Below are 12,239 nucleotides of genomic sequence, written 5' to 3' on the forward strand. Positions count from 1 at the left end.
CCGTCGGCATGGTCAACATCCTTCCACGAGCACCAGCTCGCTAGGTCAAGGAGTCAACAAAACCGGGGGCAGTCCCGTTTCGGGAGATCAATCAGTTCGTTCGCAAAGTGCTCGACGACGAATCCGCCACAATACACATCCCCTTCACACACAATGAAATCCTTGTTCGAAGTAAGGACCGAGTGCTTCCACTGGGGCACTTGGGAACTGGGGTCCATGAGGTCATCATTCTTGCGGCCGCAGCAACAGTCATCGACGAACAGTTGGTGTGCATTGAAGAGCCCGAAGTCCATCTACACCCGATACTTCAGCGTCGACTAATCCGCTACCTCAAAGAGAGCACAGACAACCGGTACCTCATAGCCACTCACTCGGCACACATGCTGGACACAGAGCTTGCTTCCATTTCCCATGTCTGGATGGAGGATTCGGGGACGGAAGTTGCTCCTGCAGTCACACCGCGAGAGCTCTCCCACCTCAGCGCAAAGCTCGGATACCGTGCTTCAGACATCGTGCAATCTAATTGCGTCATCTGGGTTGAAGGACCATCAGACCGCCTCTACATTCGACAATGGATCTCGCTCCTCGATCCCCGTCCGCTCGAAGGCATTCACTACGTCATCATGTTTTACGGCGGATCCTTGCTAAGCCACTTGTCAGCAGAGGACCCCCAGGCCGACGCCGATGCGTTCATTTCGCTTAGAAGGCTCAATCGGAACATGGTGGTTGTCATTGATTCCGACATGAAGAAGAAAACCGACATTCTGGGGGCCACAAAGCTCAGGGTTATTGAGCAGCTTGCAACTGACGAACACTGCCACACCTGGGTGACGGCCGGCTACACCATAGAAAACTACATTCCAGTGGGCCTCTTCACGGCCGCCCTCCGCGACCTCTACCCGAACGCCACGCCAAAGTGGAACGGGAATCTCTTCAAGAACCCCCTCCAAGACAACCTCCACAGCGGCTCACCGGTTACCTTCAGGAAGTCTGACGTTGCCGAATCGGTCAGCAAAAGGTGGACGTCGACCCATACCTGGCCTCACGACTTAAAGGAAGAAACACAAAGATTGGTCGACTTCATCCGCGCAGCGAACGTCCTAGACCATGATTGAGCGCAGGCGGACGACGATACCCTAGCTCCGGCAGTCCCGTGAAGACACTCGGGTCATGCCCGACGTTCCGCACTCTACCGCGCGTTGGTGCTCGAAGATATCCTCCATCACGGCAATCAGACAAATGGTGCGGCTGACGCTCGGTTTCTCTGGGCAGCCGCGACTCAGAGCGGCGTGGGCGGGTTCACCAAACTCGATGCCGCCACGGGTTGCTCGGAGGAAGGAGTCCCTTTATCGAGTCCAAGCCTTATTCATCGACAGGCCTACACTGGGAGCCAGCCTTCATGTGTGCTGTTCGATTGGCCGGTAGTCTTGACGAAGTTCGCGCACTACAAACGGGGAAGCATCAGATGGAGACCTTTCTGGATGGCAAGTACGTCTTCCTTCCCGGCAATTCCCGCTCTGGCGGGCAAGCGATAGTCCGAAAGGCACTGGAACTCAGCAAGAGTCGGTTTGTAGCCATCAAGTTGATATCCAGCTTGAGAACCGAATACGAACTGAACTTTTACAGACGTGAGGTCGAGACCCTCACTGCATGTGACCACCCCAATATCGTCAAGATCCTGGATCACGGACTCGAAGACGAGGGCCAGCAGCCGTTCCTGATTATGGACTGGGCTGAAAAATCATTGCTAGATCTGTTTAAAGACGGCTACAGCCGGCCTTGGTATGAAGCCTTGGACGAGATCGGCCTTCCAATTGCTTCGGCACTCTCTCACTTGCACTTAAGAGGGGTCGTCCATCGCGATGTGAAGCCGGAAAATGTGCTTATCTCGGAGGATGGTACCCTTCTGTTGGCCGACTTCGGTATTAGCAAGCTAATCGGTAGCGATGACACTCGCACCGTTCAAGGCTTCAGGTCCCCCGTATATTCGCCCCCTGAGCAAGCCGACTCCAGGAAATATGTCAGAGATGTTTTCTCCCTTGGAGTTCTCATAATCCAGTCTCTGACACCAGAAAAACTTCAGGACCTCCCACACGTCCATGCGACCCTTCACGACCTAGATATACCAGAGGCGCTTCGTGCTCTGCTGCAGCGAAGCGTGGCGGTCGACCCCGCGGAGCGGCCCGAAAACGGCACCGCCTTCCATCAGGGGCTCAGTTCCTTGAGGATTTCCCAAGCACATACCCCACGCAGCCGCCAACCCCTGCTCCTTCGCCTGACGACAACTGCGGAAACAATACTCGGGGGGCCGCTTGTATCGCCGAAAGTCTTGGCTTCCGACCTAGAGGAGCAAGTCTTTGCATCGTTCAGGATTGATGAGAAAACTGGTGACCGCGATCGCACGCGAATCATTGTTGCTGGTCGCGACTACCGCTATACCGTCGTACCTAAGACAGCAGGTGAGATGCTCGTCATCGGAGCCAAGAGGCCTAGCGACGAGGATCTTGACCGTCAGAAACGCAGATCACTGCCTATCGGACATTTGTACTATTGGATGCAACGCAGCCCTTTGTCTTTATACGATGTGGGGCTTGCGCAAGAGACTTTAATGGAGCTTCTCGACGACTTCCATGACACACAGGCTCCAGATGGCAGCGACCTTAAAGCGGTCAGAAGGTCCGAGCTTATCCACAGATGGGAGCAAGTGCTACGAGCACGTGAGGACGTCGCTCGCGGCGATAAGTCCGCGCTAACCTACTCGAACGGCAGATCAGAAGGCCGGACTCTTTGGATTAAGCTGAGCCAAGAATCTGAAGAGGACCTCACAGGAACTCAGTGGCAAGTCCGATCCACATCCCGGCACCTCGCTTGCGTAGCAGAGGTGATGGAACATAGAGGCCGGGATATTGCCTTGGCTGTCCAAGGGAAAAGCCCCAGAGAGCTACCCACCACCGGTGTCCTCAAACCTCACCTGGGAAGGGCTCAGGTCGCCTTCCAACGTCAACAGGACGCCCTCAACAGAGTTCGGCGACGAGACCTCGAATCGGTCGGGCTCATAGACGTACTAGCAGACCCGTCAACTTCCCGCCCGCCGTCCCCCGTCGAGGTGGCTGCATGGCATGGGAACCTCGACGACGACAAAAGGCGTGCGGTTAACGCCGGTTTAGGCGTGCAAGATCTCATGGTCGTGAAAGGCCCTCCTGGGACCGGCAAGACCAGATTTATCGCTGAGCTGGTGCTTCAATACACTCAGCTCAATCCCGATTCTAGAGTCCTGATCGTAAGCCAAACCCACGTGGCCGTAGACAACGCCCTTCAGCGACTGGACAAGGCGGGTGTGTCGGGGCTCGTGAGGCTAGGCCAGCCGGGAAATTCTCGCATTTCGGAAGCATCTCAACCCCTGCTGCTGGATCAACAGATGGAGAAATGGTCTTTGAAAGTGCGCCAGAAGGCACTTTCGCATATCGAGAGTCTGGCCGCCGCTAAGGGCCTAGACCGCGATCATCTTGACGCTGCCATCCACATGCAGGAACTGATCGAGTTGACCAAGGAGCAGCAGACTCTGAGAGGGCATCTAGACAGCCTCAGCGTGGACGAAACCTATACTTCCGATCTAGGCGCAAGACTTGGCTTTGAAGAGGAAGCCGAGCGACTACAACCTCGTCTTGAAAAGCTGGCAGAGCAGGAGTCCGATCTGCTTGCCCTCGTCTCTGCGAAACTAGGCGGCTTCATTGAGGTGTCCGTAGCGCCCACGCTGGCGGAACTCGAAACGGCAGTCCAACTAATCCTGGAACAAGCCCCGGAGGTAAGTGACATACTCGAATTCATCAAGCTGCAGTCGGAATGGCTGCAGCGCTTTGCCTCAGACCGAGCACTAAGCAAGATCTTTCTGGAGACCAGCAGGGTTGTAGCGGGGACATGCCTGGGATTCATTGGCAATCCCACCATGAGAGATCTGGATATTGACCTCTGCATTCTCGACGAGGCTTCGAAGGCTACCGCAACGGAGGCCCTGGTTCCGCTGTCCCGATCTCGCCGCTCAATTTTGGTAGGAGACACCCGGCAGCTGCCGCCTCTCGATGAGGATCTTCTGCGACGAAAAGACCTCATGGCCGAATATGATCTGTCGCCTGACTTCGTGCGGGAGACACTGTTCCAGCGGCTAACCGATCACCTGCCTAACGCTGCCCAGTTTGCACTATCTGAGCAGTACAGAATGATTGCCCCCATCGGGAACCTAATCTCGGAGTGCTTCTACGAGGGCGATCTCAAGTCACCCATAACTACGGGCCTCGCTGGCTATGAGCACTTGGGAAGACCCGTCCTGTGGCTGGATACTTCCAAGAGCTCGGCGAGACGGGAGAACGCCGAGGAAGGTGGGGGTAGTTATGCCAACAGATATGAGGCGAGGCTTGCCATGCAGCGTCTTCAGGAGATCGACAGAGCAGTGGAACGCGGGCTGGTTAAGCCCAAGCCCGGAGAGGGAATTGTCGATGTTCTACTAATTGCACCCTACCGCAGCCAAGTCGACGAGCTTACTCGTCGTTTAGCTGGCGTGCCTTTGCAACACATAAAGGCCTCGGTTGAGACCGTCGATGCCGTTCAAGGGCGCGAATCTGACATAGCCATCTTTACTGTGACCAGAAGCAATGCATTTGGCCGCATGGGGTTCCTGGGAGAACCATACTGGCGCCGCATAAATGTGGCGCTCTCGCGAGCCCGGTATGGACTGACGATCATTGGCGACACGGACTTTTCATCGAGGGCGCCAGGGGCGTTGAAAGACGTCCTCGCATACATACTTTGCCACCCAGAAGACTGTGAGGTCCGTCTTGCAGACGTACAGTGATGACTACCGGCTCTGGAAGAAGTATGCGCACGGCCGTCCCGGTATGCGGATGGTCGGTATAGTTCGCGTTGCCGTACCGGTCACAGTGGTCAATGTCGATGTTGTAGCCCAAGAGCAAAAGCCCTTGGATCTCTTGGATGAGTTCGTCCTTCGAATGATCGATGCGGGTTTGGAAACCATTCTCCAGATTGCTCAACTTTGCGGACTGAGCGAGGATCTGGTGTCTAACGTGACTCTCTACCAAGTGGCCGACGGGAGCCTACAGTACTTCCCGCACACAAACAGTTTTCAACTGACGCCAATGGGCGACACGCTCGTTCGAGAGCTCGTTGAGATGAGACCCGTGCTTTCTGAGTTTCCCGTCACCTTCGACCGCCTTGCTTGGGTAGTTTCCGATTACTCTCGCTCAACCCTGATGTCAAAGTCGGACGCCATCTCAGACGGTAGAACGATCCTTCCATACTTACGTAAAGGTCTCATAGGCCCAGATGAAATATCGCCTGCGGCGCTCAATAGCGTAATCAGGTTCAGGGGACGGAAGGAGCTCACCGTTCTTGAGGTTAGAAAGATAAATGTCAGCAGCTACAAGTGTCTGCCCGCCGATCTTCTCGTGTTCCGGGGCGATACCAACGACGATACGTCTGCGGCGCTTGTTATCGAGGGGGAACTGAGCCAACGACAAGACTTGGCGCTGGCGAAGTGGGGAACTCATGAACTAGTCAACATCCGTATAGAACCAGTTAGCGAACAACATGGGGATGGAACAGTGAGGTGTCTTTTAGACGAACAGCATCCAATCTTCACAGGTGAACCGACAAAGGGGCCGTCCGCCGCCGAAGTGCGTGATTTCCAGCACCACGAGCTGCTCCACAGAGCTCTCAGCACGGCACAGGAGCTCATTGAAATCGCGACCGCCCGACTATCGAGGGCAGTGATCGACGACCATTTTTGTCGACTCTTGGAGAGCGCACTTAGGCGACGGGTCAGGGTTAACATCATCTTTGACGCTGATTCCGGAGTCCCGCACGAACGCCAAGCCGCGAAGCGCCTCAAGGAACTACAGCAAAGGCATCGGAACCTCCAAGTGCAACCCGTCGCGGGGCACAACGAAGAACGGCTTACTTTTGACGGCTGGCAAGTCACGGGCGTCTTTCCATGGCTCAGCCACCGAACTTACCCCGAGCAAATCCTCAGGGGCTACAGGAGCATTCTTGAGTTGGTGGCGGATCGGCCAACTTGAGAGCACGCTCAAAAACTGTCCGTCGTCCTTGGGAACGGGATCGGGTGGCAGCCCGCGATGTTCGTGCCGGCGACGAAGAACACGTCAGACTAGTCAAGGTCCACGTAAGAGCCAGGAGGGCCATCCGCGCCGAGGAAGGGCTTGTGCCTGGACCCGGCGTTGGCCATGCACAGCCTAGAGTTGGATTCGATCTGGTTTGTCCTGATGAACACCTTGGCCAGATTGTTGGCCAGGTTGCCTCGTGAGCTGGTACCGCGGAGTAGTTCAGCGACGCATTGGTTGATGAGCCATTCAGGGAAGCCTGGCGACCCGCCGCGGAGCCTGGGCCAAGGCAGTGATACTCGGTGCCCTGACGAACGTCAGCTACTTGGCTGCCTTGGCACCGTGTATGCGCTGATGAAGGAATCCGCGCTTCCATTGTTTTCGAGGCCTGTTCGCAGCGCCTCCTTTGTCAAAGTAGAGAAGGAACGAAATAGAACGCCGACGTATTGTGCCTGAATGGAGTCGCCTCTCAGGTCACACTGAAAGACTGCGCATCACGAGATTATGGTTGCCTCAGGCTGGGAGGGCATCTCCGCCTCTGCGCCCGGCAGTCGGGAGACCGGCAAGTAGGCAACAGAGATTGCGTCGATATTGTCACTTCTAATAACGACATAAGATCCCGTCCACACTATAGGTTCTCCATCTTTTGGCAGATATAGAAGTTCCGGTGCAAGCGCCAGATCACGGTTTTCATCGAGAGACTCGGTGAAGTGAGCGGGCCTCCCCGACCAGGTATCTCCTGACTTCATGATGACTGTGAGGTATGGCACATTATCTGAAGGCACCTTGGCCTCCAATACCTTGGTCCAAATCGAGGCCGAAGTGTCAAGCGGACCGATCGCCCATCTGCCGATTCGTCCTTCCCGTTGCCACCAACGAAGACCCGCGGAGATGTTTGCTGGCTTGAGTACCTTGAGATGTGTGGCGAGAATCCATAGGTAGGCAAGAACGGTGCTGGACAGAAGGTAGACCAGGCAGGTAAGAGCTAGTTGGAGATAGTGGGTCGAAATAAACCCCGGGTCCGCACTGAGAAGCTGCGCAATGCCTGCGGGCGAAGGTGACTTGGCGAAACTCCAGATCCACAACATGACAGCCGAGCTTGGTACACCAAGGAGAACGGAAGCGACCAGTGTTCTGCTGATCTCCCGGAAGCTCGACTCCTTGGCTCTGGCGTGTCGTCGATCCCTAAAACGTTCGAAAATGAAACCGGGAGCAATGGCTACCAAGAAAATGAGAATGCCAAGGAGCGAGGTGGGCATCAGTCGTTTGGGTCCTCGGCTCTTGAGGAATCGGTATTGGTTGTCCGCTGACGGATCAAGTCCATCGGGCTTGCGTTGATAGTTAACGGAGCTCCAGTATCCAGGCTGTTGATTCCTGCTTCCTTGAGAATCCGGACTCGTTGGGCTTGCTCGTTTGAATTGGCTTCCTCAGTCATGCTTCACATTCTATTCCTTGGAATGCCTGCCCTCTCGTGCAATGACGTTCTGTAGATGGATCCGGGAAATACCCTTGAATTGCTCGTGAATGGCGGCAGCCTCACGGAGGGTGGGTTGCACCCGTCCCCGTGAGTCAGTTGCGGGTCCCTGAGCCTCTTCGCGACTCATAGGCACAGCATGTGTTGGCCCATTTTGGGACTGTATGGCCGAGGCCGACACCGGTCCTTGGCCGCGCTAGTTCCAAAGTTCACGCGCATCCACGGAACTGAGGCCGCCCACCGATAGGACCTGCGGGGGCGCTGAGCGTTCGCTGACTCCGCGGGCATTCTTCTGAATAAGCGCTCCAGGGCGTCTTCGCCAGGTCGTTCCTCAATTCCTCGAACCCAGGTCTCAAGCGATCATGCCAGAATATCCCCATGACCCCACGCCTTTTCGACCTCAGCTCCACCTGGCACCTCCCCTCCACCCTGGAGCGTGTGTGGGCAATCATCGCCGACATCGACATGAGCTGGCCCAAGTGGTGGCCGCACTGCAGCTTTGCGGCACCGCTAGTCCGCACCGAACCGGCAAGCAACTCCCAGGAAGACATCCTCAAAGCAACCACCGCATACCTCAACTTCAAGGCATCTCTGGGCTACACCCTCACCATCACCATCCACCCAACAAAGGTCGTAGCCCCAAGCGAAATAGAATTCGATGCCGGCGGCCATCTCGCGGGGACCGGCAAGGTCACCCTTACTCCGGATGCAAACGACAAGGGAACACGCATGGACATTGAATGGCGAGTCCGTCCCACCCAGCGTTGGATGCATCTCCTCACTCCGATCGCAGCCCCAGCATTCACCGCCGCCCACGCACTCATGATGCGCCAGGGAGAAAAGGGCTTGGTCAGAGCGCTGGAAACAGCGACTCCGTCAGCCCAAGAAGTAGACCCGTCTACAAGTTAACTAGCCACGCAATCGCAACGGTTTTACCATGGAATAGGTCAGCTTAGCTGGGGAGCTGGAGCCCTAGCTTCGAACGCGGACTTAGGACGCGGCGAACGGGGGAACCTTGAACATCAACGCCACCCTCGCTGCGAGCCTCCACCGCCAGCAAACCGCCTCCCCGGATGACTGGGAGACCACGTTCCGCCAGATGGCGCTCTTCGATCTCGCCGCGGACACGGAACTCGGGTTCTTCCTCGCGTACTACCGCAACTTCGCCATCCCGAGCATCGCAGCGACCCTGCACGCGAACGCCGAAATCCAGCAGCGCCCCATGAAGCGGTCCTACGACACGGCCATCGTCATCTATGAACTCATCTCCTGCGGCCAGGACAGCGACCGCGGCCGCACCATGGTCGAGCTGCTCAACCGTGTGCACCGCAACCTACCCGGAAGCAGGGACGACTTCCTCTACGTCCTCCTCACCCTGCTGGTCGTACCGATCCGGTGGATCCAGAAACACGCCTGGCGCCAACCCACAACAGCCGAGCTCGAGGCCGCCTCACGCTTCTTCACGGAACTGGGCACCCGCATGAATATCACCGGCATGCCGGCCACCTACGCGGACGCCGAGGACTTCTTCGACCGCTACGAGGCAACCCACGTCGCGCCGTCGGCCGAAGGCCAACTCCTCATGGATAGCACGGTCCGAGTATTCAAGAGCCGGCTACCAGCTCCCCTGCGCCCCCTGGCGAAACACCTCATCAGCACAATGCTCGACGACGATCGCCTCACCGACGCGCTCGGCCTCCCCCGAGCGGGCCGGATCTCCCGGACCGCCCTCAAAACCGGACTCGCCGCCTACAACGCGATCCGCCGCCGTCGTCCGCTGAAAGCCAAGCCACATTTCACTCCCGGCGCCGCAGGCTCGCGCCTGTACCCCGGCGGGTATTCCCTGGACCAGATCGGTCCGGTCAACGTTCCGTCCTCCCCTGTCCCGTCCGGCAATGAACTACCGTGAAGCCCGCAAAATAGCGCGGAAAGCAGAACACGCGTTCAGCTTGCCCGACGACGCCACACTTGAGCTCATCCACGAGAAACTGGAGCGAAAACGCGGCAGGACCATCACGGTGGCAGAGCTTCCCGAATTGATCGGTGAAGAACTCTGCGGGATCTGGCTCATCGGCGAGGACGAGGACATCGTCCTCCACGCACCGACCAAATCAGACTGGCACCGGCAACAGATCATCCTCCATGAATTCAGCCACATGATCCTCGAACACGATCTCGATGGCCAAAGCAGCGAAATGGTCAAGGGCCTCCTCCCCGATCTCGACGGTGAACAGGTGCTCCGCGCCCTCGCCCGCAGCAGCTACACCGACGACGCAGAGCTTGCCGCCGAAGCCCTCGCCGATCAGCTCGCAACACGCATCATCAACAGCGACGCCGGTACGCCGCCGGAGCCGCTGGCGTTCCGCAAAGTGTTCGGCTGATGGAGTACGTGCCGGCGGCCACTCTCTGGGTCTTGACCATCCTCCGGCTGCCCGCAGCGCTCGATCCACACCGCGGCAGCGTCTTCCGGGCGACCATCTTCGCCGCAATCGCCTGCACCCTCTACATCCCCGCGGTCTACTACGGCGTGGATCCGCTGCTCGGCGGCCGGAACCACGTCGGTCTGACAACCCTTTTGTCTCTGCTCCTGGGATTCTGGCAATTCCGGACGGCTATCCTGCTGGCAGCAGTCGAAGACTTTGAAGTACGACGTCGGCAACTCGCCTTCGGCCGGTGGGCTGTGGTCATTTCGTGTTCGGCAGTGACGGCAGGATTTCTCACGAGCCGCACCCCCGTCACTGATCCCAACTTGCCTCTGAGCTACGGCGGCCAACCAGGGATGGCGGTGTTCCTCTGGAGCGGGTCCGCGTTCATCATGTGGATCTGCCTCGATATCGCACGGGTGTGCCATGACAATGTCCCCAGCATGCGGGCGCGTGCCTTCCGATCTGCCTTCGTCCTCATCGCCATCGGATGCATCCTCTTTGCTCTGGTCCTCATCGACCGTCTGGTCTACGGAGTCGTCACGAAGATCGACGGCGCTGCCAGCCCTTCCGCGGCCGTCCTGACCGTCCTCTACTGGGTGGGCGAAACGTTCGCGGTTCTCCTTGTGAGCCTCGGGCTGCTTCTCCCCCGGCTCGAAGGCCACCTCAAACACGGCAGATTCCTCCTCCATGTCCGGCTCCTGCTCTTCGAAATCAGGCCGATCTGGAACCGCGTGGCTTTCACCCACCGCGAGCTGATCCTCAAGAAGCGACGGGCCAGCGCGCTCATAGTCCTCAGCCGGCACGCCGAAACCCAGCTCCATCGCCGTCTGGTCGAAATCCGCGACTGTGAAATGGCCAGCAGCCCGACCACCGTGCGCCTCGACGCACACGACCGCTCCGTCGTCGAACGCGCCGAACTCGCCCTTGAGAGACGCTCCGGCTTCAGCCTCCCACGATAACTTTCACAATGCTGTCCTCAGTACGCATAAACCATGGTCGGCTATCTCGCCAACAAAACGAACGGGCACTGGCGGGTACTGAAGCGCAAACACCCCCCACGCAGCCCGAATCAGGGGTTCTGGAAAAGCGTCGAAGTTAGGTCTGGTCGTGCCACCAGCCTGCCCAAGGATTCGATGTCAATGTGCCACTCGGGAATTCGGTGTTGGTAGCGCCCTCCCCAAATTCATGATCATCGTCATCCCCGCTGGAAAGAGATTCAGGCTGCTCCAAGGCAACATCGCTGCGTCCTTCCGTACATTACTTGGACCACGTCGTCCAAGTAGGCACCAGCGTAGCTTTCAAATATTTCGCTGGTACGACACGACGTTTCACATTTGTATCTGGAATCAGGTGTTCCCTGGGCGCGTCATTTGCGGAGAGTTCGACATGATCACGCGAGCCATAGTCGCCAATAAGCGGCGGCTCTTCCTACCGCGGACTCGCTAGGTGCCCTTCCGCCGGAACCACGCACGAAGTGTCTTCGTCATGCTGCGTTGCCCCACCCAAGTCATGAACGTCCATAAGTATCTTCGCTGTTTGTCATTCTGATGCCCGATCATCGCTGGGCGGGTCCTCCGCGCAACCAGGGCGCCACGCGCCGGCCCCAATCCAAAACTTCGTTCGGCGCTCCTACGTCGCTTATTTCCTCGCGAACTTCTGGATCGTTCTCGGTTCCCCAAGTTGCACTCCGGCCCCTCACACCCAGCAGCGGTCCCCGTATCAGAACGACGCCGAAACCTAACGCCCACGGCCGACGCCGCCCTCTGAAAGAGAAGCATCATGGACACGCTCACCATCAAGACCCCCGCCGATGTCCTCAGTTTCATCGGCCACACCCTAGGCTTCTGGCCCCAGGAAAGCCTCGTGTGCATCACCCTGGACGCCAACCACGTCGGCGTCACCCTCCGCGTGGATCTCCCCAAGCACGACGGGGGCGAAAGCGCCTATGCCCGAACAGTCGCCGGCTACCTCGCCAACGACACGAAGGCCACCAGTGCCCTGTTTGCCGTCTACACCGCAGCCGCCCCGACAGCCGGCCAGGACAAGCCATACGCAGCCGTCATCGCCGCCCTGACAGGTGCTCTCGCCGAGCGACACATCACCATCCGAGACGGCCTCCTCGTCGGCGACCAGACAGTCTCACCGTACGACGACGACCCCAACCTCAACTGCACGCTGCCCCTGTCGATGGTCGACTCCAGCGAGATC

10 protein-coding genes are annotated in these 12,239 nt (G+C 57.9%); 8 read left to right on the forward strand and 2 right to left on the reverse strand.

Annotated elements, in window-relative coordinates:
* The first annotated feature begins 86 nt into the window (after positions 1–86).
* The 3 genes from AC3WJU_RS21570 (at position 87) to AC3WJU_RS21580 (ending at position 6,089) form a co-directional block, all read left to right on the forward strand.
* Positions 87–1,115: an ATP-dependent nuclease gene (locus tag AC3WJU_RS21570; RefSeq protein WP_492260824.1), complete on the forward strand. Its 1,029-nt coding sequence runs from the start codon at positions 87–89 to the stop codon at positions 1,113–1,115.
* Between the two features lie 350 nt (positions 1,116–1,465).
* On the forward strand, positions 1,466–4,849 hold the full coding sequence (locus AC3WJU_RS21575) for an AAA domain-containing protein (RefSeq protein WP_492260815.1): 3,384 nt from the start codon (positions 1,466–1,468) through the stop codon (positions 4,847–4,849).
* Positions 4,833–6,089 (forward strand): phospholipase D-like domain-containing protein, encoded by a 1,257-nt coding sequence (locus tag AC3WJU_RS21580; RefSeq protein ID WP_492260816.1) that lies wholly within the window; start codon positions 4,833–4,835, stop codon positions 6,087–6,089. Before AC3WJU_RS21575 ends, AC3WJU_RS21580 begins: the two co-directional genes overlap by 17 nt.
* 536 nt (positions 6,090–6,625) lie before the next feature.
* Here AC3WJU_RS21580 and AC3WJU_RS21585 read toward each other — a convergent pair.
* On the reverse strand, positions 6,626–7,390 hold the full coding sequence (locus AC3WJU_RS21585; protein WP_492260817.1) for a DUF6338 family protein: 765 nt from the start codon (positions 7,388–7,390) through the stop codon (positions 6,626–6,628).
* Positions 7,390–7,566, reverse strand: coding sequence for a hypothetical protein (locus tag AC3WJU_RS21590; protein ID WP_492260818.1), 177 nt, complete (start codon positions 7,564–7,566; stop codon positions 7,390–7,392). The genes AC3WJU_RS21585 and AC3WJU_RS21590 overlap by 1 nt, the downstream gene beginning before the upstream one ends.
* Positions 7,567–7,983: 417 nt before the next feature.
* Here AC3WJU_RS21590 and AC3WJU_RS21595 point away from each other — a divergent pair, with 417 nt between their 5' ends.
* The 5 genes from AC3WJU_RS21595 to AC3WJU_RS21615 all read left to right on the forward strand — a co-directional run.
* Positions 7,984–8,514, forward strand: coding sequence for an SRPBCC family protein (locus AC3WJU_RS21595; protein ID WP_492260819.1), 531 nt, complete (start codon positions 7,984–7,986; stop codon positions 8,512–8,514).
* A gap of 106 nt (positions 8,515–8,620) precedes the next feature.
* The gene (locus AC3WJU_RS21600; RefSeq protein WP_492260820.1) at positions 8,621–9,514 is read left to right on the forward strand and encodes an oxygenase MpaB family protein; all 894 of its coding nucleotides are present in this window, start codon (positions 8,621–8,623) and stop codon (positions 9,512–9,514) included.
* Positions 9,501–9,986, forward strand: a complete 486-nt coding sequence (locus AC3WJU_RS21605) for a hypothetical protein (protein WP_492260821.1) — start codon at positions 9,501–9,503, stop codon at positions 9,984–9,986. Before AC3WJU_RS21600 ends, AC3WJU_RS21605 begins: the two co-directional genes overlap by 14 nt.
* Positions 9,986–10,990 (forward strand): hypothetical protein, encoded by a 1,005-nt coding sequence (locus tag AC3WJU_RS21610; protein WP_492260822.1) that lies wholly within the window; start codon positions 9,986–9,988, stop codon positions 10,988–10,990. The genes AC3WJU_RS21605 and AC3WJU_RS21610 overlap by 1 nt, the downstream gene beginning before the upstream one ends.
* A gap of 820 nt (positions 10,991–11,810) precedes the next feature.
* A partial coding sequence (locus AC3WJU_RS21615) for a DUF4192 family protein (protein WP_492260823.1) occupies positions 11,811–12,239 on the forward strand: 429 nt, incomplete at its 3' end.

The sequence above is a fragment of the Arthrobacter sp. FW306-1B-F12A genome (assembly GCF_058781865.1).